This is a genomic window from Mesorhizobium sp. B2-6-2 (assembly GCF_006440615.1).
Classification (GTDB): Bacteria; Pseudomonadota; Alphaproteobacteria; order Rhizobiales; family Rhizobiaceae; genus Mesorhizobium.
Genome location: NZ_VFUG01000003.1, coordinates 70169 through 94438, shown reverse-complemented (window position 1 = coordinate 94438; position 24270 = coordinate 70169). Strand labels below are relative to the sequence as shown.

The 24270-nt window shown below is 63.6% G+C and carries 22 protein-coding genes; 6 read left to right on the top strand and 16 right to left on the bottom strand.

Annotated features, from left to right (window positions below):
* Window positions 1-63: 63 nt before the first annotated feature.
* Window positions 64-369, top strand: coding sequence for a Rieske (2Fe-2S) protein (locus tag FJ419_RS08520; protein WP_140689684.1), 306 nt, complete (start codon window positions 64-66; stop codon window positions 367-369).
* The gene (locus FJ419_RS08515) at window positions 370-1089 is read left to right on the top strand and encodes a glutathione S-transferase family protein (protein WP_140689682.1); all 720 of its coding nucleotides are present in this window, start codon (window positions 370-372) and stop codon (window positions 1087-1089) included.
* On the opposite strand, the gene FJ419_RS08510 is transcribed toward FJ419_RS08515, so the two are convergent.
* Together FJ419_RS08510 and FJ419_RS08505 are read right to left on the bottom strand one after the other, a co-directional pair.
* Window positions 1043-2272: an NAD(P)/FAD-dependent oxidoreductase gene (locus FJ419_RS08510; RefSeq protein WP_140689680.1), complete on the bottom strand. Its 1230-nt coding sequence runs from the start codon at window positions 2270-2272 to the stop codon at window positions 1043-1045. The genes FJ419_RS08515 and FJ419_RS08510 overlap by 47 nt on opposite strands.
* A gap of 83 nt (window positions 2273-2355) precedes the next feature.
* Window positions 2356-2766, bottom strand: a complete 411-nt coding sequence (locus tag FJ419_RS08505) for a helix-turn-helix domain-containing protein (protein WP_140689677.1) — start codon at window positions 2764-2766, stop codon at window positions 2356-2358.
* A 167-nt stretch (window positions 2767-2933) separates the two neighbouring features.
* On the opposite strand from FJ419_RS08505, the gene FJ419_RS08500 reads away from it, so the two are divergent.
* The gene (locus FJ419_RS08500; protein WP_140689675.1) at window positions 2934-3827 is read left to right on the top strand and encodes an SDR family oxidoreductase; all 894 of its coding nucleotides are present in this window, start codon (window positions 2934-2936) and stop codon (window positions 3825-3827) included.
* A gap of 145 nt (window positions 3828-3972) precedes the next feature.
* On the opposite strand, the gene FJ419_RS08495 is transcribed toward FJ419_RS08500, so the two are convergent.
* The 3 genes from FJ419_RS08495 to FJ419_RS08485 form a co-directional block, all read right to left on the bottom strand.
* Window positions 3973-5889 (bottom strand): potassium transporter Kup, encoded by a 1917-nt coding sequence (locus FJ419_RS08495; protein WP_140689672.1) that lies wholly within the window; start codon window positions 5887-5889, stop codon window positions 3973-3975.
* A 141-nt stretch (window positions 5890-6030) separates the two neighbouring features.
* On the bottom strand, window positions 6031-7944 hold the full coding sequence (locus FJ419_RS08490; protein ID WP_140689669.1) for a potassium transporter Kup: 1914 nt from the start codon (window positions 7942-7944) through the stop codon (window positions 6031-6033).
* An 86-nt stretch (window positions 7945-8030) separates the two neighbouring features.
* Window positions 8031-8771: a pyridoxine 5'-phosphate synthase gene (locus tag FJ419_RS08485; RefSeq protein WP_140689667.1), complete on the bottom strand. Its 741-nt coding sequence runs from the start codon at window positions 8769-8771 to the stop codon at window positions 8031-8033.
* 109 nt (window positions 8772-8880) lie between these two features.
* On the opposite strand from FJ419_RS08485, the gene FJ419_RS08480 reads away from it, so the two are divergent.
* Window positions 8881-9279, top strand: coding sequence for an STAS/SEC14 domain-containing protein (locus tag FJ419_RS08480; protein ID WP_140689665.1), 399 nt, complete (start codon window positions 8881-8883; stop codon window positions 9277-9279).
* On the opposite strand, the gene FJ419_RS08475 is transcribed toward FJ419_RS08480, so the two are convergent.
* The 9 genes from FJ419_RS08475 to FJ419_RS08435 all read right to left on the bottom strand — a co-directional run bounded on the left by FJ419_RS08475 (window position 9276) and on the right by FJ419_RS08435 (window position 20079).
* A complete protein-coding gene (locus FJ419_RS08475; RefSeq protein ID WP_140689662.1) occupies window positions 9276-10403 on the bottom strand; it encodes an ATP-dependent RecD-like DNA helicase in 1128 nt (375 codons plus the stop codon). The genes FJ419_RS08480 and FJ419_RS08475 overlap by 4 nt on opposite strands.
* A 132-nt stretch (window positions 10404-10535) precedes the next feature.
* Window positions 10536-10886, bottom strand: coding sequence for a nitrile hydratase accessory protein (locus FJ419_RS08470; RefSeq protein ID WP_140689660.1), 351 nt, complete (start codon window positions 10884-10886; stop codon window positions 10536-10538).
* Window positions 10873-11532 carry a nitrile hydratase subunit beta gene (gene nthB / locus FJ419_RS08465; RefSeq protein ID WP_140689658.1) on the bottom strand — a complete coding sequence of 220 codons (660 nt, stop codon included), beginning with the start codon at window positions 11530-11532 and terminating at the stop codon, window positions 10873-10875. Before nthB ends, FJ419_RS08470 begins: the two co-directional genes overlap by 14 nt.
* Entirely contained in the window at window positions 11529-12146 is a 618-nt protein-coding gene (gene nthA / locus FJ419_RS08460; RefSeq protein WP_140689655.1) for a nitrile hydratase subunit alpha, read from the bottom strand. Before nthA ends, nthB begins: the two co-directional genes overlap by 4 nt.
* Window positions 12147-12210: 64 nt before the next feature.
* Window positions 12211-15363: an efflux RND transporter permease subunit gene (locus tag FJ419_RS08455; protein WP_140689653.1), complete on the bottom strand. Its 3153-nt coding sequence runs from the start codon at window positions 15361-15363 to the stop codon at window positions 12211-12213.
* The gene (locus FJ419_RS08450) at window positions 15360-16664 is read right to left on the bottom strand and encodes an efflux RND transporter periplasmic adaptor subunit (protein WP_140689651.1); all 1305 of its coding nucleotides are present in this window, start codon (window positions 16662-16664) and stop codon (window positions 15360-15362) included. The genes FJ419_RS08455 and FJ419_RS08450 overlap by 4 nt, the downstream gene beginning before the upstream one ends.
* A 213-nt stretch (window positions 16665-16877) precedes the next feature.
* Window positions 16878-17474 carry a LysE family translocator gene (locus FJ419_RS08445; RefSeq protein ID WP_140689648.1) on the bottom strand — a complete coding sequence of 199 codons (597 nt, stop codon included), beginning with the start codon at window positions 17472-17474 and terminating at the stop codon, window positions 16878-16880.
* A gap of 105 nt (window positions 17475-17579) precedes the next feature.
* Window positions 17580-18155 carry an acetolactate synthase small subunit gene (gene ilvN, locus FJ419_RS08440; RefSeq protein WP_027169049.1) on the bottom strand — a complete coding sequence of 192 codons (576 nt, stop codon included), beginning with the start codon at window positions 18153-18155 and terminating at the stop codon, window positions 17580-17582.
* A 142-nt stretch (window positions 18156-18297) separates the two neighbouring features.
* A complete protein-coding gene (locus FJ419_RS08435; RefSeq protein ID WP_140689645.1) occupies window positions 18298-20079 on the bottom strand; it encodes an acetolactate synthase 3 large subunit in 1782 nt (593 codons plus the stop codon).
* A gap of 345 nt (window positions 20080-20424) precedes the next feature.
* Between FJ419_RS08435 and FJ419_RS30725 the strand changes: the two genes are divergently transcribed.
* Together FJ419_RS30725 and FJ419_RS08430 are read left to right on the top strand one after the other, a co-directional pair.
* Window positions 20425-20580 carry a hypothetical protein gene (locus FJ419_RS30725; protein ID WP_181170647.1) on the top strand — a complete coding sequence of 52 codons (156 nt, stop codon included), beginning with the start codon at window positions 20425-20427 and terminating at the stop codon, window positions 20578-20580.
* Between the two features lie 83 nt (window positions 20581-20663).
* The gene (locus FJ419_RS08430) at window positions 20664-22472 is read left to right on the top strand and encodes an NAD(P)/FAD-dependent oxidoreductase (RefSeq protein ID WP_140689643.1); all 1809 of its coding nucleotides are present in this window, start codon (window positions 20664-20666) and stop codon (window positions 22470-22472) included.
* A gap of 52 nt (window positions 22473-22524) precedes the next feature.
* Here FJ419_RS08430 and FJ419_RS08425 read toward each other — a convergent pair whose 3' ends face one another.
* Together FJ419_RS08425 and FJ419_RS08420 are read right to left on the bottom strand one after the other, a co-directional pair.
* Window positions 22525-23115 carry an HD domain-containing protein gene (locus tag FJ419_RS08425; RefSeq protein WP_140689641.1) on the bottom strand — a complete coding sequence of 197 codons (591 nt, stop codon included), beginning with the start codon at window positions 23113-23115 and terminating at the stop codon, window positions 22525-22527.
* Complete coding sequence (locus FJ419_RS08420) at window positions 23112-24263, bottom strand: gamma-butyrobetaine dioxygenase (RefSeq protein ID WP_140689636.1); 1152 nt, start codon at window positions 24261-24263, stop codon at window positions 23112-23114. Before FJ419_RS08420 ends, FJ419_RS08425 begins: the two co-directional genes overlap by 4 nt.
* Window positions 24264-24270: the final 7 nt, after the last annotated feature.

Sequence of the window (24270 nt, the reverse complement as noted above, 5' to 3'; positions counted from 1 at the left end):
GCTTGACGATCGATGCAAATGCATCCATGTATAGATGCAAACGCATCGATAAGGAGTTCTCCGATGAAACATAAAATCTGCAAGATCGCCGATATCCCGCAAACCGGCAGCCTGATCGCGCCGTTCTTCGGCCGCGAGGTCCATGTCTGGCGCAGCGGCGAGCGCATCCGCGCCGCGGCCAATGCCTGCCTGCATTTCGGCGGGCCGCTGGAATGCAAGGACGGCTCATTTGTCTGCCAATGGCATGGCGCGAAGTTCGACATGGCAAGCGGCGAACACCTGGAAGGCCCGGCGCCGAAGGGCTCCCGCCTGATATTCCTGTCGACCCGCGTCGAAGACGGCGCGCTGAACTACGTCTGGGGGGAATAGATGACCGCCAGGCTCACCCTCGTCAGCCATCACCTCTGCCCCTACGTACAGCGCGCCGCGATCTCGCTTGCCGAGAAAGGCGTGCCGTTCGAACGGGTCGATGTCGACCTTGCCAACAAGCCCGGCTGGTTCAAGGCGGTCTCGCCGCTTGGCAAGGTGCCGCTGCTGCGCGTCCGGCATGGCGACGCGCAGGAAATCATCTTCGAATCCGCCGTTATCCTCGAATTTCTCGAGGATACGGAGGCCAATCCCTTGCACCCTGCCGATCCGCTGCTGCGGGCCAGGCATCGCGCCTGGATCGAATTCGGCTCGGCGATCCTCAATGCCATCGGCCGTTTCTATTCCGCTGCCGATGAAGCCGCTTTCCTCCATGAAAGCGGAGGCTTGTCCGGGATGTTCGCGCTTGTGGAAGCAGAACTCGCGGCAAGGCAAGGCGGTCCGTGGTTTGCCGGAGATCGTTTCTCGCTGGTCGACGCCGTCTACGGACCGGTCTTCCGCTATTTCGACACGTTCGACAGCATCGGCGATTTCGGCATTCTGGACGGCAAGCCGCTCGTCCAAGCATGGCGCTCGGCCTTGAGCAAACGCCGGTCGGTGAAGGAAGCCGTCGGCCTGGACTATCCGCAGCGGCTGCATGCCTTCCTAGGGGCAAAAAGATCTTATCTGTCCGAGATCATCCGAGAGCAGGCCATTGCAACTCCGCAAGCCCGATCCGCCTGAACGGATCGATTACCGTACCAGCGACCATGGCCGCAAGGAGTTGCGGCCCTGGCGGAACTCTTGCCAGCGCCGCGACCACACGGTCGCGGACAAAGGGCAAGGCCGCGGAGTCCGATTGGTAGAACGGCGTCAGCGACAGCGACAGCGCCTGGAAGACGCGCACATGCCAGCGCCTCGCTTTCGCGTAGGTGTCGAGCGCGTCGTCGAGACCTTTCGCGTGCGCCAGCGCATGGCTGAGCGCCGCCGCGTCGAGCAGCGCCATGTTCGCGCCTTGCCCGAGCTGCGGGCTGGTCGAATGCGCGGCATCGCCGATGACGGCAAGCCGCCGGCTGGCGGGCAGTGTCATTGTGTGGTGGCCATAACGGGCGAGCGAGAGCTGCTCGAAACTGTCGATCTGGCTGGTGAAAGCCTCGCACTCTGGCCACACAGAGACCACCCTCGCTTTCCAGGCATCGAGGCCCTTCGCCTTTATCTGTTCGGCATCGGCCGGCTTGAGGCTCCAGAAGAAGGCCGCCATCTCTTGCGCGCCGAGCTCCGGCCGGCCGATGGGCAGCACGCCGACCATGACGCTCGCCTTGTCATAGCGCTGCAGCAGCGCCCGCTTGTCAAAGCCGCCCCGCCAGCCGAGCGACGCCCAGAATGCCCCATAGGCGAGCGGCCGCGGCATGGCGGCATCGCCGAGATAGCGCCGCAGTGTTGAGCGCGCGCCGCTGGCATCGACAATGAGGTCGAAGGGGCCGAGCCGCCTGCCGTTGCCGCAGACCAGCGTCGCCCGTTCGCCGACTTTCAGCGTTTCGATCTCGACATTGGTTTCGATGGCGATCGCTTCGCGCAAGGCGGCGCGGTAGAGCACCCCGAACAGCGCCGCCCGATGCACCGCGAGGCCGAAGCGGCGACCGCGCCGCGCGTCATAGCGGACTTCGAGAACCGTGCGCCCGCTGCCGGAGTCGGTGCCGTGCAGCCGCTCGATGCGGCTGCCAAGTGAAAGGGTCTCGTCGAGCAGGCTGAGATCGGCGAGCACGGTCAGCCCGGTCGGCTGCAGGATGAGGCCGGAACCGACGGGCTTCGGCGCATCGAAGCGCTCGAAAATGGTGACCTTGTGCCCGGCTCGCTTGAGGTAAAGCGCTGCCGCCAGCCCGGCCGGACCAGCGCCAGCAATCGCGATCTCGTAAGACTTGCCCATCGTCCCCCAACCCGACCCTACGGGGACAATCCCGCTTGGAACGCGCCGGATCAATCGGGCGCTTTGACGCTTGTATCGAGAGATCAGCCTTGGGCGGCGTCGAAGGCGGCGCGCGCATCGCGCACCGCGTCATGATTGAGTTCGGCCCATTGAACGAGCTGTTGCAGGGGCAGGAACATCGAGCGTCCAAGATCGGTCAGGCTGTATTCGACGCTCGGCGGCTTGGTCGGGAACACTTCGCGGTGCACATAGCCGTCCCGCTGCAGATCGTGGAGCGTCTGCGTGAGCATGCGCTGCGAGATGTCGGGAACCAACCGGCGCAGCTCGCCAAAGCGATAGGGCTTCTCGGCCAGCGCCATCACCAGCAGCGAGCTCCATTTGCCGCTGATGCCCTGGATCACGTCGCGGACCGGACAGTCGGCGAAATTGGCGCCGTTCGTCATGGCCTTGTAGACCTCGAGCTTGGCTTTCAGATTGAGGATCTTGCTGTCCATCGCGACACCCTTTGGTCGAAACGTGGCCGGGCGGGGTGGTTCCCTCGCAGTGCCTACCTCCCGAAAAACTGCCTTCTTTACGGCCTGCGGTCAATTCCTATTTTAGCGCTGGTCTCTTTTTGAGACCACCAACCAGACCCGCCATTGGCAATTTCAAGGGATACCCGATGACCGAAACCCTTCTCGTAACCGGTGCTTCCGGCCATCTTGGCCGCGCCGTCATCAATCATCTGCTTGGCGAACGGAAAGTCGCGCCAGCCAATATCATCGCCACCACACGCAACCCGGAAAATCTCGCCGATCTGGCTGCGCGGGGCGTCGCTGTGAGAGTCGCCGACTTCGACGACAAGGCTTCGCTGGAAGAAGCGTTCACGGGCGCCGACCGGGTGCTTGTCATCTCGACCGGCGAGCTCGACCTGAAAAGCGACCGGCGCCTGAAGCAGCACCAGGCAGCGGTGGCGGCGGCCAAGGCGGCCAAGGTCTCGCACCTGCTCTACACCTCGATGCCCAATCCCGAGCCCGGCTCGCCGGTGCTGTTTGCTGGCGACCATTACGGTACCGAGGAGGCGATCAAGGCGAGCGGCATCCCCTACACTATCTTCCGCAACGGCTGGTACCAGGAGAACCTGTTCATGTCGCTGCCGCACGCGATTGCTTCGGGCAAGTGGTACAGCTCGGCCGCCGACGGGCGCGTCGCCCACGGCGCGCGCGACGATATGGCGGCCGCCATCGCCGCCGGCCTCGCTTCCGGCTCGAAGCAGAGCGAAATCCATACCCTGACCGGCCCGGAGGCCTACACGACAAGCGAGATAGCCGCGCTGGTGAGCGAAGTCATCGGCAAGCCGCTGGAGGTCATCCAGTTGCCGGACGAGGCGCTGACCGAAGGCGTCAAGGCGGCAGGCGTGCCCGAGGACTTCGCCCGCATCATCGTCTCCTTCGATGCCAACACCCGCGCCGGCCGCATAGGCGAGGTGACCGATGCCGTCGAAAGACTCTCGGGCCGCAAGCCGCGGACGTTGAAGCAGTTCCTCGAAGCGAACAAGGCCGCATTGCTCGGCTGAAGTCTGGCGCGCCTGGGAGGTCGTCCCCCCGGCGCGCTTCACTTCGATTTCTTGGGCATCCGAGCCGGATCGGGCTTTCACCGGTCGCGACAAGCGCGCCTTTCCGAGATGCGGTGTCCAGCCGAGGCCGGCACGGCCCATCCTCTCAGATCGCGACCTGCGTGCCAATCTCCACCACGCGTCCGGTGGGAATCTGGAAATACTCGGTCGCGTCCGACGCCGTCTTCGCCAGGCCGATAAACAGCCGGTCCTGCCAGATCGGCATGCCGGAATTGGGCGAGGCCTTCAGAGAACGACGCGACAGGAAGAAAGACGTCGTCATGATGTCGAACTTCCAGCCCTGCTTGCGGCAGATGGCCAGGGCGCGCGGAATGTTCGGCTGCTCCATGTAGCCGAAGGTCAGCGTCACGCGCATGAACAGCTCGTTGACCGTCTCCAACTTCACGCGCTCGCTGTCGGGCACGACCGGCTGCGGCGCCGTCACCACCGACAGGATCACGTTCTTTTCGTGCAGCACCTTGTAGTGCTTCAGGCTGTGCATGAGAGACGTAGGGGCGCTCAGCGGATCGCTGGTCAGGAACACGGCGGTGCCCGAGACGAGCTGCGGCTTTTTCTTCAACAGGTTCGCCGCCAGGAAATCGAGCGGAATCTCGTTGCGGCGGGTCTTGTCGAAGAGGTAGCGGCTGCCGCGCACCCAGGTCCACATCCCGAGGATGATGGCGAAGGCGACCGCGAGCGAGGCCCAGCCGCCCTCGAACACCTTGACGACGTTCGAGGCGAAGAAGCCAATGTCGATCAGGGCGAACAGCGCCGTCAAGCCGATCGCCGGCCAGATATTCCATTTCCAGATGCGCGTCATGATGATGAACAGCAGCGTCGTCGTCACCAGCATGTTGCCGGTGACGGAAATGCCGTAGGCCGAGGCGAGCCTGCTGGATTCGCCGAAGCCAACCACCAGCAGCATCACCACCAGCGCCAGGAGCATGTTGACGCGCGGCATATAAACCTGGCCGGACTGCTTCTCCGACGTATGCAGGATTTCAAGCCGCGGCAGCATGTTGAGCTGCACCGCCTGTCTGGTCAGCGAATAGGCGCCGGAGATGACAGCCTGGCTGGCAATCACGGTCGCCGCGGTCGCAAGGACCACCATGGGGATGAGCGCCCAGCCCTCGTTCATCTCGAAAAACGGGTGGCCGACCGTGCCTCCCTTGGCAAGCACATAGGCGCCCTGCCCGGCATAGTTCAAAAGCAGGCAGGGAAACACGATCGCAAGCCAGGCCAGCACGATCGGTTTGCGGCCGAAATGGCCGAGGTCGGCATAGAGCGCCTCGGCGCCGGTGACGGCCAGGAAGACGGCGCCGACCGTGACGAAAGACACGTCGGGCGAGTTGATGAAGAAGGCCACGATGTAGTGCGGGCTTATGGCCCACAGGATTTCCGGGTCCGAGATGATGTGCTTCAGCCCGGAAACGCCAATGGCAAGGAACCATATGGCGGTGACCGGCCCGAACACCAGGCCGACACCGCCCGTGCCGAAACGCTGCACGGCAAACACGGCGGCGAGAATGAGCAATGTCAGCGGCACCACATAGGGTTGGAAGGCGGGGGTGACGACGTTCATGCCCTCGACCGCCGACAGCACCGAGATGGCCGGCGTGATGACGGCATCGCCGAAGAACAGCGACGCGCCGACGATGCCGATGCCGAGCACGATCGCCGAGCGTGTCGGAAAAGTGCCGCGCGCCAGCGCCATCAGCGACAGCACGCCGCCCTCGCCGCGGTTGTCGGCGCGCAGCACGAACATGATGTATTTTACCGTCACCGTGATGGTGAGCGACCAGATGATCAACGACAGCACGCCGAGAATGTCGGCGCGGTTGGCCACGTCGCCGCCCGACGAGGCGTGCAGCGCCTCGCGGAAGGCGTAGATCGGGCTCGTGCCGATATCGCCATAGACGACGCCCAGCGCCCCCAGCATCAACACCTTGGTGCTGTGCTGTTCGATCTCTGGATGGCTCGATTGGTCGACGGGTTCTGCCTCAGCACCATTGGCAAGGGCCATGGACGACACTCCGATAAAATGCGCGGTGCTCTACGCTTGCTGCAGTGCAATATCAAGTGCCCTAGCGTGAGGGCTCCCATGCCGCCGACGCACGGCTTCACTGCGTACGGAGCGCGTTGGCATCGTCATCCGATAGAAACGTCAGATAGCGACCTGCGTGCCGATCTCGACCACGCGTCCGGTGGGAATCTGGAAATACTCCGTTGCATCCGCAGCCGTCCGCGCAAGGCCGATGAACAGGCGGTCCTGCCAGACCGGCATGCCGGAATTGGGCGAGGCCTTAAGCGAGCGTCGCGACAGGAAGAAGGACGTCGTCATGATGTCGAACTTCCAGCCCTGCTTGCGGCAGATGGCCAAGGCGCGCGGAATGTTGGGCTGCTCCATGTAGCCGAAGGTCAGCGTCACCCGCATGAACAGCTCGTTGACCGTCTCCAGCTTCACGCGCTCGCTGTCGGGCACGACCGGCTGCGGCGCCGTCACCACCGACAGGATGACGTTCTTTTCGTGCAGCACCTTGTAGTGCTTAAGGCTGTGCATCAGCGCCGTGGGGGCGCTCAGCGGATCGCTGGTCAGGAACACGGCGGTGCCCGAGACGAGCTGCGGCTTCTTCTTCAACAGGTTCCCCGCCAGGAAATCGAGCGGGATCTCGTTGCGGCGCGTCTTGTCGAAAAGGTAGCGGGTTCCGCGGATCCAGGTCCACATGATCAGGCCCATGAGGCAGGCAACGGTGATCGACACCCAGCCGCCTTCGACGATCTTGACGACGTTGGCTGAGAAGAAGCCGAGATCGATGACGCCGAACAGCAATGCCAGCGCTAGTGCGGCCGCAACCTGCCATTTCCAGAGCCAGCGCATGACGACGAACAAAAGGATCGTCGTCATCAGCATCTCGCCGGTCACCGAAATGCCATAGGCCGAGGCGAGCGCGCTCGAGCTGCCGAAACCGACGACCAGAAGCATCACGCCAAGCGCCACCAGGAGATTGACCCTCGGCATATAGATCTGGCCGCTCTGCATCTCGGAGGTGTGCTGCACCTCGATACGGGGCAGAAGGTTGAGCTGCACCGCCTGCCTTGTCAGCGAGAAGGCGCCGGAAATGACGGCCTGGCTGGCGATGACGGTGGCCGCGGTCGCCAGGCCCACCATCGGCATCAGCGCCCATTCGGGCAGCATCTGGAAGAACGGGTTGGTGGGCTTGCCGCCATGCGAGAGCACGAAGGCGCCCTGCCCGAAATAATTCAGGAGCAGGCAAGGGAAAACGATTGCGAACCAGGCCATCACGATCGGCTTGCGGCCGAAATGGCCGAGGTCGACATAGAGCGCCTCGGCGCCAGTGACGGCCAGGAACACGGCGCCCACGGTGACGAAGGCGCCTGTCGGCGTGGTGGCGAGATAATAGATCGCGTAATAGGGATTGATCGCCAGGAAGACGGACGGGTCGTCGATGATATGATAGACGCCGGCCGCTCCGATCGCCACGAACCATGTCGCCGTCACGGGTCCGAACACCGCCGCCACCTTGCCGGTGCCGAAGCGTTGCACGGCGAAAAGCACGGCCAGGATGACCAGCGTGATCGGGACCACATAGGCATCGAGCGCCGGGGTGATGACTTTCAGGCCCTCAACCGCCGAAAGCACCGAGATCGCCGGCGTGATGATCGAATCGCCGAAGAACAATGCCGCGCCGCAAAGGCCGATCACCAGGATGAAACGCGAGCCCGGGGGATAGGCGCTGCGCGCCAGCGACATCAGCGACAGCGTGCCGCCTTCGCCCTTGTTGTCGGCCCTGAGCACGAAGGCGACATATTTTATCGTGACGATGATGGTGAGCGCCCAGACGATCAGCGACAGCACGCCGAGCACGTCATAGCGGGCGACCGAGCTCGACGAGGCATGCAGCGCCTCGCGGAAGGCGTAGATCGGGCTCGTGCCGATATCGCCGTAGACGACGCCCAGCGCGCCAAGCATGAGAACCTTGGTGCTGTGCTGCCGCTCGGTTTCGGCATGGCCCGAGCGTTCGAGGGATTCCGTCTCGCTGGCGTTGGCTAGCACCATGAACCCCATTTCATCAGATTCGCCACGCTTCGACGTCGCCGCAACGCGCGGGACGCACCGAAACTGCCGGAGTTACGCAAGGCGCCCTACCATCCGCAGGCCTTCAAGAACCGCCCGACAGTGCCGGCCATGCCATACTCCAGCGCATCCGCTGTCAACCCATGTCCGATCGATACTTCGGCTAATGCCGGAATGCGTTTGGCCAGCGGCGGCAGGTTCTTCACGGTCAGATCGTGGCCGGCATTGACACCGAGCCCGGCCGCGAACGCCGCATCAGCGGTTTTTCCCAATCTTTCCAGTTCTTTCGCCGCCTTTTCGGAATCGGAATGGAAGCCGCCATAGGGGCCGGTATAGAGTTCAATGCGGTCGGCGCCAGTATCGCGCGCCGCGTTCACGCCATCAGGATCGGCGTCGGAGAACAAAGACACGCGAAACCCGCCCTTCTTCAACCGCTTGACGATCGGAGTGAGGAACGCCGCCTGGGCGACGAAGTTCCAGCCATGGTCAGATGTCGCCTGCGCAGGGTCGTCCGGCACCAGCGTCACTTGCTCGGGCTGGTTCTTTTCGACAAGCGCCAGGAAATCCTCGGTCGGATAGCCCTCGATGTTGAACTCCGCGCCCGGAAACTCGTCATCGATCAACGCCCTGATCTCCGGCAGGTCGGAATGCCTGGTGTGCCGCTCGTCAGGGCGCGGATGCACCGTCAGCCCGTGCGCGCCGGCGGCAAGTGCTATGCGGCCAAGTCCGGTCACGCTCGGCCATGGCAAGTCGCGACGGTTGCGCAGCATGGCGACGGCGTTGAGATTGACCGAAAGCTTGGCGGGCATGAGCTGGGGTCCAGTGGATCGGCGGGCATCTATAGCGCCTTTGACGGGAACAGATAGAGGGTTTCGCGTGTTCCAGGGGATAGATGGAGGCTAAGATAAGGATTTGCCAGTGAATTTCCTCGAAGCCGTGCCGGCGATCCGCCGCATCGAGACCAACCGCGATGCGCTTTTCGCCATCGACGTCGTCGGCGATGTCTCGCCGGCCGATGCGGAAAATCTGTGCGGCCTGCTGGAGGCCGCCTACGCGCTGCATCCCAGGATCGACGTGCTGGTCAGGTTGACCGACGAGGAAAGCGTCGACTGGGCCAATATCAAGCAAGACACGCTCAAGCAGGGCGTGGCCGACGCGATGCAACATGTCGTACGCTGCGCGGCCATCGGCGAGCCGAGTTGGGCCCCCCTCGTCGCCGGCCTTTTCCCCAAGACGCTGCCTTTCGAATTCAGGCGCTTTGGCGTCGACGACGAGGAAGCCGCCTGGCAATGGCTTGGCGCAAGACCAACGGACTAGCGCACCACCGTCAGTCGCTCCGCGGCCCGGGTGATGGCGGTGTAGAGCCAGCGCTGCCTGGTTTCCTTGAACGCCCAGCTCTCGTCGAACAGCACCACGTCGTTCCATTGCGAGCCCTGCGCCTTGTGCACGGTCAGCGCATAGCCGTAGTCGAAATCGTCGAAGCGCTTCTTCTGCTGCCAGGGGATCTCGGCATCCGGATCCTCGAATGCCGCCTTGAGCAGCTTGATCTTGGCGACGCCGCGGTCGGGGTCGTCCTCTTCCGGCGAGACCAGAAGATTGATGCCAGGTTTCACCGTTTCGCGCGACGAGGTCATCACCTTCCACAGCGAACCGTTGAGCAGTCCCTTGGCCGGATCGTTGCGCAGGCAGACCAGCTTGTCGCCGGCTTGCGGGAAGTCGGCGACAAACCCCTTCAGCTCGCGCAGCCTTTGATTGTAGCGCCGGCGCGTGCGGTTGGTGCCGACCAGCACCTGGTCGGCCTTGAGAACCAGCTCCTGGTTGACTGCTTCCCTGCCGATCACCTGCGCCGTGCCGTAGTCGCCATGCATGAATTCGCGGCCCTCGCGCACGTCGAGCGCCAGCCGGATGATCGGATTGTCGCGCGCCTGGCGGTGGATTTCCGTCAACAGAACATCCGGCTCATGCTCGGTAAAGAAGCCGCCGCCCGAGATCGGCGGCAGCTGCGCCGGGTCGCCAAGCACCAGGATCGGCGTGCCGAAACTCTGCAGGTCGCGGCCGAGCTGCTCGTCGACCATCGAGCATTCGTCGATGACGACAAGCTTGGCGCGCGAAATCGGGCTTTGCCGGTTGAGCGAAAAGGTCGGCGACATCGATGTCTTGCCGGTCACCTCGTCCTCGACCGATTCCTCGCCTTTCGGCCTGTAGATCAGCGAATGGATGGTGCGGGCGTTGGTCGCGCCTTTCGAGCGCAGCACCTGCGCCGCCTTGCCGGTGAAGGCGGCGAACTGCACCTGGCCGTCGACATGCTCGGCGAAATAGCGAGCCAGCGTCGTCTTGCCGGTGCCGGCATAGCCGAACAGCCGAAAGACCTGCGGCCGGCCCTCCTTGAGCCAGCGCCCGACCGCCTTCAGAGCCTCGTCCTGTTGGGGAGAAAATTCCATCAGTGCGACAGACCGGATTCGCTGACGAAAGACAAGATTGGCCGCCATATCGATCGTTGTCGGCTGCGAGCGCGAGCCTCGTCAACTCAGGCTATCAGGCGCCAACCGGAACGTAAAGAGAACAAAGACGATCTATCGGACTGCGCCTGGATCATTCTCCAACAGGATCGGCTTGCCATGCGGGGTCGCATGCGCGGCGCGTTCCCAGGCGGCGGCGAGCTCGTCCACCTCGCCCTTGCCGGCGACCCCTTTTCGCGACAAAAGCTTCTCCAGCGCCGCCAGCCAATGCTCGTAGTAGTCATGCCCGTCGCTCGCCGCGCCAGGCTTCTTCACCTCGGCGGACAGGGCCTCCGCCCATTCGCTCCACGAGAACAGGCCCTTGCCGTGCAGCGCAACGGTCAGGGCGAAGGCTTCGGCCTGCCACGGCTCGGCAAAGACCGGCTCATCGAAACCAGCCGGCAACGCACCTTCATGCCGGCTCAAGATAGCTCTCCCAGGCATCGATCGAGATGCTGAGCGTCGGATCGGCGCCCTCGCCCCAGATTTCGGCCCCGTCGAACACCACGGTATAGACCCATTGCGGGCTCTCGCCCTTGCCATGCGCATTGCTGTCGGGGAAGACGAAGCCGTCGCGCACCGCCTCGATCCTGCCGTGCTTACCGCGCGCATAACGCGGCAGGCGCGTATGGCCGGCCGGGTTGAAAATCTTTGTGCGCACCCGATCGCCCGGCTGAAAACGCGCCGGCGTGGCGACCGGCCGGTTGCAAGGTCCGCCCTTGGCGAGCACCGCCGGCACATCCGCCGCTTTCAGCACTCTCTTCGGCGTCGTGGCCGCATCCACGGCCTTGCCGGCGGCAAGGTCGCGCTCGGTGATGAAGCCGTGGCGTTTCAGGAGCGTTTCCAGCGCCTTGATCCAAATCTGATAGTAGCTCGACGAATAATAATCGGCCGGATGCAGCGATTCCCGCGCGTGCCGGCTTTCGTCAATGTTCCAGGCGCCCATGGCACCGGCCGTCAGCGTCACACCCAGCGCCCGCCGCTCCCACTCCGCGTGGAAATAGGGCTCGTCCGTCTCGGGCGCGACCGACCCGAAGCCCATCTGCCCGCCGAGATCCTGCGGTCCGTTCATGCCGGTTCCCCTTCCGGCTCTTTTGCAAGCGCGGTGCCGATCATCGCGTCGCGGCTGACCAGTCCGGCGAGCTGCTCTTCGCACCAGCCCTCGGTCCCCTTGGGACGCATCGGCACCACCAGGTAGCGAAGCTCGGCGGTGGAATCCCAGACGCGGATTTTCTTCTCCGCCGGCAGTGTCAGTCCGAACTCCTCCAGCACGCCGCGCGGATCGATGACCGCCCGCGAGCGGTAAGGCGGCGCCTTGTACCACACCGGCGGCAGGCCGAGCACCGACCACGGATAGCAGGAGCAGAGCGTGCAAACGACGAGATTGTGCGTCTCCTCGGTGTTGAACACGGCCTGCATGTGCTCGCCCTGGCGGCCGGTGTAGCCCAGCGAGGCGACCGCCGCCGTCGCGTCGCGCTTGAGCCACTCGGCATAGTCAGGATCGTTCCAGGCCTTCGCCACCACCCGCGCCCCGTTGCGCGGGCCGATCTTCGTCTCATAGGTGTCGACGATGACGTCGATGGCCGCCGGATCGATCAGGCCCTTTTGGGTCAGGATCGTCTCCAGCGCGCGCACGCGCGCCGCGAACGGATCGAGCTCGTTGTCGTGGTCATGATCATGGGCCATGGCCACAGACTAGGATCGGCTGCGGCCGGCGGCAAGCGCCACGGCTTGGGCCAGTCGGAGCGATCTACTCGGCTGCTGTCTTCTGCGGCTCGGGTTCGCCATCGAACAGCGAGCGTTGCTCGCCGCTTTCCACCACATGCAGCGCCGGCCGGCTCTTCTTCGACGAGAAGCCGAGCAGCCAGCCCGAGAGATTCTCGAAATAGACGTAGATCACCGGCGTGACGAACAGCGTCAGCGCCTGCGAGGCGAGCAGGCCGCCGACCACCGCGACGCCGAGCGGCTGGCGCAATTCGGCGCTGGCGCCGGTGCCGAGCGCGATCGGGAACGTGCCCATCAACGCGGCCAGCGTCGTCATCATGATCGGCCGGAAGCGCATCAGGCAGGCTTTGTGGATGGAGTCCCTTGCCGACATGCCTTGCCGCCTGAGCTCCAGCGCGACGTCGACCATCATGATGCCGTTCTTCTTGACGATGCCGATCAGCATCAGGATGCCGATCACCGCGATCACCGACAGATCCATGCCGGCGAAGCGCAGCGCCACCACGGCGCCCAGCACCGCCGACGGCAGGCCGGTGAGGATGGTGAGCGGGTGGATGAAGCTCTCATAGAGCATGCCGAGCACGATATAGATCGTCAGGATCGCACCGCCGATCAGCAGCCCCTGATTGGCAAGCGAATCCTGGAAGGTCTTGGCCGTGCCGGCAAAGCTCGTCGAGATCTCCTTCGGCATGCCGATCTGTTCTTTGAGCTGGTCGATGCGGGTCACCGTGTCGCCGAGCGAGACGCCCTGCGGCAGGTTGTAGGAGATCGTCACCGCCGGAAGCTGGCCGAGCTGATTGATCGTCAGCGCGCCGGCCGTGCGATCGACGTGGGCGAAGGCGCCGAGAGGCACAAGGCTGCCGCTCGCCGTGCGCATCTGGATGGCGAGCATCCGCTCGGGCGACCACTCGATCTTGGGATCGAGCTCGGTGATGACCTCGTAGCTGTCGGCCGAACCGAAGATCGTCGAAACCTGGTCGGTGCCGAAGCCGCCATAGAGGGCGGAACGCAGCGTGTTGGTGTCGATGCCGAGCTGGGCGGCCTTGTCGCGGTCGATCACCAGCGAGGCCTGCGATGCGTTGTTCTGCAGGTCGCTGGTGACATCGGTGAATTTCGTATGGTCCGCGGCCATCGCGTCGTTCAGCTTCTGCGCCCAGATATCCGTCTGGCCGGTGTCGAGCCCCTGCACCACGAGCTGATAGGCGCTGGCCGACGACCGCGAGCCGAGCCGCAGGTTCTGCACGGGCTGCATATAGGTCTCGATGCCCGCCACGCCCGCCAGCTGGCGTCTCAGATCGGAGAGCACTTTCTCGATGTTGGGTCGCTGGTCCTTGCCCTTGAGCTGGACGAAGAGCTGGCCCTGGTTGAGCGCGTTGTCGCCGCTGCCCGCCGACCAGGCCACATGGTCGACATAGGGCGACTTCGAAAACACGCTGGCCACCTGCCCTTGCAGCTTCGCCATGGCGTCGAACGAGATGTCCTGGCGCGCGATCGTGCTCACCGATATTTGGCCGATATCCTCCTGCGGAAAGAAGCCCTTCGGGGAGACCTGGATCACCCACACCGACGCCGCGGCGGTCGCGATGAAGACGAGGAACACCAGGAAAGTGTTTCGCAGGCAGAAGCCCAGGATCCGGTCGTAGCCGCGCGTGATGAGGTCCGGCTCATGACCGGGGGCATGCTTTTCGCGATCGGCCTTGGTCACCGACAACAGACGCGAGCAGAGCATCGGCGTCAGCGTCAGCGACACGAACATCGAGGCCAGGATGGCGACGGTCACCACGACGGCGAATTCGTTGAAGATGCGGCCGATGACGCCGCCCATCAGAAGCACCGGAATGAACACCGCCACCAGCGAGATCGAGATCGAGATGATGGTGAAGCCGATTTCGCGCGCCCCCTTCAACGAAGCGTCGAAGGCGGACAGCCCGTCCTCTTCCATATGGCGGAAGATGTTTTCCAGCATGACGATGGCGTCGTCGACGACAAGACCGACGGCCAAAGTCAATCCCATCAGCGAGATGTTGTCGATCGAGAAGCCAAACAGGAACATCGCGCCAAGCGTGGCGATCAGCGAGATCGGCACCGCCACCGCCGGGATGATCGTCGCCGTCACCCGGCGCAGGAACACGAAGATCACCAGCACCACCAGGGCGATGGTCAGGAGCAGCGTGAACTGAACGTCGTCGACGGCCTGACGGATCGATGTCGAGCGGTCATTGAGCAGCTTGATCTGGGCGGCGGCCGGCATCTGGTCCTGGAAGGACGGCAGCATCGTCTTGACCTTGTCGACGACATCGACGGTGTTGGCGTCGGGCTGGCGCTGCACGGCCATGATGATCGCGCGCGTGCCGTCATACCAGCTCGCCGTCGTCGTGGTCTGCACGGAATCGACGACGCGCGTCACGTCGCCCAGCCGCACCGGACGGCCGTTCTTGGTGGCGATGATGAGGTTGGAGAAGCCTGCGGCGTCGGTAAGCTGCGTGTTGGCGGTAATCGTCAGCTGCTGCTTGTTGTTCTGCAAAACACCGAGCGGGGTGTTGCTGTTGGCCGAGGTTATCGCGGCCTGCAGCTGATCGATCGAGATGCCGCGCGCGGCGAGCGCGGTCGGATCGATCTGGATGCGCACGGCGTATTTCTGCTGGCCGAAGATCGAGACCTGGGCCACGCCGTCGATGGTCGACAGCGACGGAGAGATGACGTTCTCGGCGAAGGCGTCGAGATCGGTCAGCGGGACGGTGTCGCTGACCAGCGACATCAGGAGGATCGGCGCGTCGGCCGGATTGACCTTGCGATAGCTTGGCGGCGAGGTCATTTCCGGCGGCAGCGATCTTTGCGTGCGCGCGATCGCCGCCTGGACGTCCGCGGCCGCGGCATCGATGTCGCGGTTGAGCACGAACTGGATGGCGATCGAGGTCTGGCCGAGCGAATTGGTGGTCGAGATCGAATCGATGCCGGCGATCGTCGCGAATTGCTTGATCAGCGGCGTCGCCACCGATGTCGCCATCGTCTCCGGCGAAGCACCGGGAAGGCTGGCCGAAACGTTGACCACCGGGAATTCGGCGCTGGGCAGCGCCGCCACCGGCAGGAACTTGTAGGCAAAAATACCGCCCAGAATGAGGGCGAACGACATCAAAAGGGTGGCGACAGGCTTGCGGATGCAGAATTCGGAGATCATTGGCTCGCCCCGCCCGCCTTGTCGGCCTCCGCAACCTTGGGCGATGCCTGACCGCCGGATCCGGCCGCGGCTTTGCCTTCATGCACGGCCGCGCCATTTTTCAACCGCGTCTGGCCTTCGACGACGACCTTCTCGCCACTCTTGAGACCATCGCTGATGGCGCTGTTTTGGCCTTCCGTCAGCGCCACCTGCACCGGCCGCATCTCGACGGTGTTGTCCGGCTTGACGACATAGACGAACGGCCCCTTCTGGCTGGGCTGGACCGCGACCGTCGGAACCGAGGTCATCTGCGGCATCATGCCGGCCTCGAGCACCACGTTCACATACTGCCCAGGCCACAGCGAAAGATCCGCATTCGGTATGCTCGCCCGCGTGGCGATGGTGCCGGAGGCCGTATCGACGCTGGAATCGACGAAATCGAGCGTGCCCTTGCCGATCGGTCTGGGATCGCCGGTCTTGGTCAGCGTCACGTCGCCTTGCTGTGGATCGGAGAGCGCCTTGTGCAGCAGGGCAAGGTTGCTCTCGGGCAGCGTGAAGTTCACCTGCAGCGGGTCCATCTGCGTGATGGTGACCAGCGGCGTCGAGCTGCTCGAGTTGCCGTTGCTAGTGGTGACGAGATCGCCGACCGAGACGTTGACCGCGCCGAGCCGGCCCGAGATCGGCGCCGTAATCGCTGCATAGCTCAATTGCACGGTGTCGGCATCGATGGTCGCCTTGTCGGCGTCGATGGTGGCGGCCGCGGCCTTCTGCGCCGCCAGCGCCTGATCGTAGGTCTGCTGCGTGCCGGCCTGCTTGGCGACGAGGTCCTTGGCGCGCTGCAGATCGGCCTGGGCGCTCACCAGCATCGCCTGGTCCTTGGCGAGCTGCGCCTGATCCTTGGCGAGCTGCGCCTTCAGTGCGCGGTCATCGAGCGAAATGAGCAGATCGCCGGCCTTGACCATCTGCCCATCCTTGACCGCAATCGAGACGATCTGGCTGGAAACTCGGGCATTGATATTGACCACCTCCGGTGACGAGACGAAGCCGATGGCATAGCGGCGGATCGGAAAATCGGCCGTCGTCGCGGTGGCGGAGACGATCGAGGCCGAACGCGGACCACTGCCCTTCGCATTGTCGCCTTTTGCGTTGTCCGGGGCACCGGCCGCTTTATCGCCGCTCGACGTCTTGTCCGCGGTGGCCGTGCTTGACTGCTTGCCCGAAATCAGCTGCTCGACCTTGGCCAACGTCGTGGGCGAAAGATAGAGCCCGGCGCCCGCCAGGCAGGCGACCGCAACAACTGCAAAGGCAATTTTTCCGCGCATCGACAAATAAGCCTTCTACCCGACACGCCGATCCCGGTGGTCCATTCTAGCTCGCTTCACGACCTCGTGCCGCGATTTTCGTGGAGTAGATAGGACAAGGCTTTGGCCGAAAAGGGCCAAAACGGGGCATTACGAAGATTTAATGTGCACTGCACAATAGCTAAGCAGCCGGCTAACTTGCCGCCGCGGATACTCCCATCAGCGCAAAATGCCTCAGCCGAGCATCGGCCACAGAGTCGCCGCCAAGAGCACGCCCATGGCGATATTGAACCATTTCAGCCGCACCGGGTCCGACAGGAAGCCGCGCAGCGCCGTGCCGAAGCCGGCCCATACCGAAACGCTGGGCAGGTTGACGATGGTGAAGGCGATCGAGATGAGCGCCACCGAGACGAACGGGTGATCGGCATTGGCGTAGACGGCCATCGCGGTGATCGCCATCACCCAGGCCTTGGGGTTGACCCACTGGAATGCGGCGGCGTCGATGAAGCGCATCGGCCGGCCCTGCGCCCCTTTTCCGTCGCTTATCGAGCGCGACATGGCGATCTTCCAGGCGAGGTAGAGCAGGTAGGCGGCGCCGGCGATCTTCAGCGCCGTATGCAGCGCAGGGAACGCCGTCAGCACCGCGCCGAGCCCAAAGCCGACGGCCAGCAGCAGGATCAGGAAGCCGATGCTGATGCCCAGCATGTGCGGAACCGTCCTGGCGATACCGAAATTGACGCCGGAAGCCAGCAGCATGAGGTTGTTCGGCCCCGGCGTGATCGAAGTCACGAAAGCATAGACCAATAGCGCAAGGAATGTGTCGAGCGACATGTTATCCTCCCGGATATGTCAGCCTTACTGTCCTTTAGCGAATGCGCAAAAGCCAGAACCGGGCAACCGCCGGGCCAAAGCTTGAAAACAGGACGGTCGTCCTGTTCACATTCCCTGTGGACCGCGGTTCATCGCGGCGACGCCGGTGCGGCAGATCTCGACCAGGCCAAGCGGCTTCATGATGGCGATGAACTGGTCGAGCTTGGACCCCTTGCCGGTGATCTCGAAGATGAAATGCTCGGTGTTGGCGTCGATCACGCTGGCGCGGAACGCGTCGGCGAGCCTCAGCGCCTCGACCCGGGCGTCACCGGTGCCGGCGACCTTGACCAGCGCGAGCTCGCGTTCCAGCGGCCGCTCCTGCCCAAGCTCATGCGAGCGCACGGTCAGGTCGACCACCCTGTGCACCGGCACGATGCGCTCGAGCTGATGCTTGATCTGCTCCATCACATGCGGCGTGCCGCGCGTCACGATGGTGATGCGCGACAGATGCTTCTCATGCTCGGTCTCGGAAACGGTAAGGCTCTCGATGTTGTAGCCGCGACCAGAAAACAGGCCGATGACGCGGGCAAGCACGCCCGGCTCGTTGTCGACCAGCACGGAAAGCGTGTGCGTTTCCGGCTTCTCGGTTTCCTTGGCGATGAAGTAGGCGGAGCCGGTCGGTTGAAGGTGCTGTGCGTTCATGACGTGAATCTCGATTTCAGACTTTTGAGCTAATTCTCTGTTTGCGCACGGCTTTCTCGCGACAGCCCCGCCTTGATGGCTGGTGTTATGGATGGAGCATGATGTTGCCCGAAAACCGCTTCTCACTTTTCGGCATCATGCTCTAAACCAGTTCCCTGCCCTTGGCGTCGATGGCGTTGGCCACCGCCTCGTCGGTCGCCTCGTCGGGCAGGAGCATCTCATTATGCGCCTTGCCCGACGGGATCATCGGAAAGCAGTTGGCCAAGGTCGCCACGCGGCAGTCGAACAGCACCGGCTTCTTGACCGAGATCATCTCGCGGATCGCGTCGTCGAGCTCGTCCGGCTTGTCGCAGCGAATGCCGTGGCCGCCATAGGCTTCCGCCAGCTTGACGAAGTCCGGCATCGCCTCGGTATAGGAATGCGACAGCCGGTTGCCGTGCAGCAGCTGCTGCCATTGGCGCACCATGCCCATATACTGGTTGTTGAGGATGAAGATCTTGATCGGCGCTTCATACTGCACCGCCGAGCTCATCTCCTGCATGGTCATCTGCACCGAAGCGTCGCCGGCGATGTCGATGACCAGCGCGTCGGGATGCGCGATCTGCACGCCGAGCGCCGCCGGCAGGCCGTAGCCCATCGTGCCGAGGCCGCCCGACGTCATCCAGCGGTTCGGCTTGTCGAAATGATAGTGCTGCGCCGCCCACATCTGGTGCTGGCCGACCTCGGTGGTGATGTAGGTGTCCTTATCTTTGGTCAGTTCGTAGAGCCGCTGGATCGCATATTGCGGCATGATCACGTCGTTGTTCATCTTGTAGGCGAGCGAATCCCGCGCCCGCCATTTCGCGATCTGCTCCCACCACGGATAGAGCGCCTTCTTGTCGACCTTGGCGGTCGCCCGCCACAGCCGCACCATGTCTTCGAGCACCCGGCCGACATCGCCGATGATCGGCACCTCGGTGTGAACGTTTTTGTTGATCGACGACGGGTCGATATCGATGTGGATCTTCTTCGAGTTCGGCGAGAATGCGTTGAGCCGGCCGGTGATGCGGTCATCGAAGCGCGCGCCGATACAGATCATCACGTCGCAGTCATGCATGGCCATATTGGCTTCGTAGGTGCCGTGCATGCCGAGCATCCCGACCCAGTTCTTGCCGGAAGCCGGATAGGCGCCCAGCCCCATCAGCGTCGAAGTGATCGGAAAGCCGGTGAGATCGACCAGCTCGCGCAGCAGATGGCTGGCTTCCGCGCCGGAGTTGATCACGCCGCCGCCCGAATAGATGATCGGCCTCTTCGCGCCCACCATCAGCTCGACGGCGGCCTTCACCTTTTCCAGGTCGCCCTGGACCTTCGGCTGATAGCTGGTGCGCGGCGCCGTCTGCGGCGGCACGTAGATGCCCTTGGCGAACTGCACGTCCTTCGGAATATCGACCACGACCGGGCCGGGTCGGCCGGTCGTCGCGACATGGAACGCCTCATGGATGGTGGCGGCGAGCTCGTTGACGTCCTTCACCAGCCAATTGTGCTTGGTGCAGGGTCGCGTGATGCCGACCGTGTCGCATTCCTGGAAGGCATCGGAACCGATCAGCGAGGTCGGCACCTGGCCAGTCAGGCAGACCAGCGGGATCGAATCCATCAGCGCGTCCTGCAACGGCGTCACCGCGTTGGTGGCGCCCGGGCCCGACGTCACCAGCATGACGCCGGCCTTGCCGGTCGAGCGCGCATAGCCTTCGGCCGCATGGCCGGCGCCCTGCTCGTGCCGCACCAGAATGTGCTCGACGTCGTCCTGCTGGAAAATCTCGTCGTAGATCGGAAGCACGGCGCCGCCCGGATAGCCGAACACATGCTTGACGCCGTTGTCCTTCAGCGCCTGCACCACCATTTCGGCGCCGGTCATTTCGCGCCGCTCGTTCTGTCCGTTGCTCATCGGTCTGGTCCCGTAATGTTCGCCGCCTGGCGATTTGCTGGTCGTTTAGTCGTGTTCAAGGCAATAAAAAAGGCCCCCGAGGGAGCCTGTGTGATGCGCATGGGAGGTTTTCGCCCGGCGGTTACACCGCCTTGCCCACGCGCCAGCCTACGAGAATGAGTGCCGTTTTCATGGGCGCGGACAATAAGGGCCAAAACGCGGGCTCGTCAATGGGGTCCAGCGCGAATTCACTCGCCTGTGAGAGATGGCGCCTGCGCGCTACCACCCCACAGCTACCATAGTACAGTTGAGCGTGCCTCTCCGACGCACCACTATACGCTGGCAAAAGACGTGCGAGGAGGACGCATGGCTGGCGAGCACATACGCGAGATCGAGCAGGTCCTGTCCGGCGTGCGATCGTCTCGCGACGATGTCATAGTTCAATCCTGGCTGCGCTGCATCGGTACCCATCGACTCGACCCGGCACGGCCGATCGAAGCCCATATCGTCCTAACAGATTGATTTCATTGCAATCGCTCATGAGCGTCGCGGTTGGCAGGCTGCTTGTTGCTCATGCCGGATTCTAGCAAAGTGGAGGAGAACAAATGCTCGAGAGAACACCCACCACCAAGGCGCAGGCGCTGCTCGACAAGTTCGGCAAGGCGCTGGAAGCCGGCGACATCGACAGCGCCGTCAACTGCTTCCAGGCCGATTGCTACTGGCGCGACCTCGTCACCTTCACCTGGAACCTGAAGACGATGGAGGGCCAGGACCAGATCCGCGACATGCTGCAGGCGACGCTGGCCAGCACCAGGCCGACCGGATGGGCGGTGGCCAAGGGCGAGGAAGCGAGCGAGGACGGCGGCGTCACCACCGCCTGGATCACCTTCGAGACGAGCGTTGCGCGCGGCTTTGGCCTCGTGCGGTTCAAGGGCGACCTGATCTGGACCCTGCTCACCACCATGGCGGAGCTCAAGGGCCATGAGGAGAAAGCGGGCTTCACCCGCCCTCTCGGCGCCAAGCACGGCCACGGCAAGGGCCGCAAGACGTGGCGTGAGGAGCGCGACGACGAGATCGCCGAGCTCGGCCACACCAAGCAACCCTATGTCGTTATCATCGGCGGCGGCCAGGGCGGTATCGCGCTCGGCGCCCGGCTGAAGCAGCTCGGCGTGCCGGCCATCATCGTCGAGAAGAACGAGCGTCCGGGCGACTCCTGGCGCAAACGCTACAAGTCGCTCTGCCTGCATGACCCGGTCTGGTACGATCACCTGCCCTATATCGACTTCCCGAAGAACTGGCCGGTCTTCGCGCCGAAGGACAAGATCGGCGACTGGCTGGAAATGTACACCAAGGTGATGGAGCTGAACTATTGGTCTTCCACCACCGCCAAATCCGCCAAATACGACGAGAAGGCCAAGGAATGGACGATCGTCGTCGAGCGCGGCGGCAAGGAGATCGTGCTCAAGCCGAAGCAACTGGTGCTGGCGACCGGCATGTCGGGCAAGGCGAACTGGCCGAAATACAAAGGCCAGGACATCTTCAAGGGCGAGCAACAGCACTCCTCGACCCATCCCGGACCGGACAAATACCGCGGCAAGAAGGTGGTGGTCATCGGCTCCAACAACTCGGCCCACGACATCTGCGCGGCGCTGTGGGAAGGCGGCGCCGACGTGACCATGGTGCAGCGCTCGTCGACCCACATCGTCAAGTCCGACACGCTGATGGATATCGGTCTTGGCGCGCTCTACTCCGAGCAGGCAGTGGAGAACGGCATGACGACGGGCAAGGCCGACATGATCTTCGCTTCGTTGCCCTACCGCATCCTGCATGAGTTCCAGATCCCGCTTTACCGGCAGATGAGGGAGCGCGACGCAAAATTCTACGACGACCTGGAAAAGGCTGGCTTCATGCTCGACTGGGGCGACGACGGCTCGGGCCTGTTCATGAAATATCTGCGCCGTGGCTCCGGCTATTATATCGATGTCGGCGCCTGCGACCTCGTCATCGACGGCTCGATCAAATTGAAGAGCGGACCGGGCGCGGCGGTGCAGGAACTCACCGAAGCCGGCGTCAAATTCGTCGACGGCACCGAATTGCCGGCTGACTTGGTGATCTATGCCACCGGCTACGGCTCGATGAACGGCTGGGCCGCCGACCTCATCTCGCAGGAGGTGGCGGACAAGGTCGGCAAGGTCTGGGGCCTCGGCTCCGCCACCGTCAAGGATCCCGGACCGTGGGAAGGCGAGCAGCGCAACATGTGGAAGCCGACGCAGCAAGAAGCGCTCTGGTTCCACGGCGGCAACCTGCACCAGTCGCGCCACTATTCGCAGTATCTGTCGCTGCAGCTGAAGGCGCGCCAAGTTGGCCTGCCGACGCCCGTCTACGGGCTGCAGGAGGTCTACCACAAGAGCTGACCCAGGGCGCTCTCGCGGATGGCAGAAAGCCGGCCGACCGGGCTTCTGCCATCTAGGCCGCGTTTTCAGCCGCGAACTTCTTCACCACCCGCTCGAGCAACGGCACGTAGTCGCGAAAGGCCCGCGTCTTCATGTTGGCGACTTTGCCGCCCTCGTCCCAGATGCGCACGCGCACCGCTTCGTCGTGGAAGGGATTGCAGCGGAACTCAGCCACCTCCTCCGCGCTCATCGGCCCGCCCTGCAGCGACAGCGTATGCACCGAGGCAGGTGACAGCTTGCTGAAATAGGCCGGATCGGTGGCGCAGAGATAGCGTTTGGCAGAGACATGCAGCCTGACGCATTCGACGATGACCGGCGGGAAGAACGGCGCCAGCACCTCGCCGCCCGCCTCGTCATGATGCTTGTCTTCCACGTCGTCGGGCGAATAGGTGCCGAACTCGCTGGTGTAGTGGCCGATGTCGTGCAGCAGCGCCGCCGCCACAAGCTCCTCCGGCGCGCCGTCCTGCTCGGCCAGCCACGCGCCCTGCAGCATATGCTCCGACATGGTGACCGGCTCGCCGAGATAGGATTCGGCGCCGCGACGCTCGAAAATATCGGCGATGAACTCGACGATGTTGCCTGCGTTCAATTCGTTCGGCTTCATTCCGCCGCCTCCTTGAAACCATGCTCGATCGCGGCAAGCGTCGACAGCAGGCCGTCCTTGTCGGCGTAGCAGCCCTGCAGCCAGCGCTTGCCGCTGCCGGAAAACGCCTTGCGCGCATGCATGACGCGGGTGTTGTCGACGATAAAGGATTGCCCCGCCTCGAGCTTGAACGTGACCTCGAAGGCAGGATCCTCGATCAGCTCGGCGAACCGGCGATAGGCCGCATAATATTTGTCCATCTCAGCGAAGGGCACATCGACGGTCGGGGCCAGCGAGCGGTTGTTGAAGCGGATGCAGATGAGCTCGCCATCGGGCCCGAGCTCGATCATCGGCCGCTTGGACTGGAGCCGCACACCCGACGAGCCGGCATATTCGAAACGCGCCGGATAGGAAGAAAGCAGCCGGAAGCCGTCCGGGTTTTCCGACTCAAGTGCGGCAGCCACCGCGAACCCGTCCACGACGCTGGATTCGCCGCCTTCCACCGTGTTCTCGATGCAGGCCAGGATCTGCAGCGTCGGCACCGGATCGCGATAGGGATTGTCGGTATGCGCCTGCAAACCGAGATTGGTGTAGGCGAGATTGTTCGGATTGACCTCGGCGCGCACCTCGAACCAGCGCCCGTAATTGGTCTCCCTTATATAGCCGAAAAGGTCGACCACCTTGCACAGCGCGCCGGATTCGGCAGGCAGGCCGTCCATCACGGCAAAGCCCAAGCTGCGGACCGCGGCCAGCCACTGCCGCAGGACATCGCTGTCGCGGCTGGCCTCCGCATAGGCCGCGCGCGGCACGGAATTCTGCATCGTGGCTTTCGTCCAGCGCTCTATATCGCTTGCCGTCCAGCCAGGCTCGCGCGCCTGCTGGCGATCATAGGCATGGCTGCGCAGCCAGCCGGCGGGAAAGCCGACGGTCTTGTCATCGGGAACGAACGTGACTTCGAGCAGCTCGCCCTTGATCTCAGCCGCGCCGATCCGCGTCTCAGCCGGAATATCGAGGATGGTGATCAGCCGCTGTCCGTTGCCGGCGCTGCGCGTCTTGTCGTCCAGCGCGTTGTCGCGCAGCCATATGGCATGAAACCGGCTCACCGTTCCGTCTTTCCAGCCAAGCTCGATCACTCGTCCGTCGTCGGCTAGCGTTACCGTCCTCAACATATCCCGA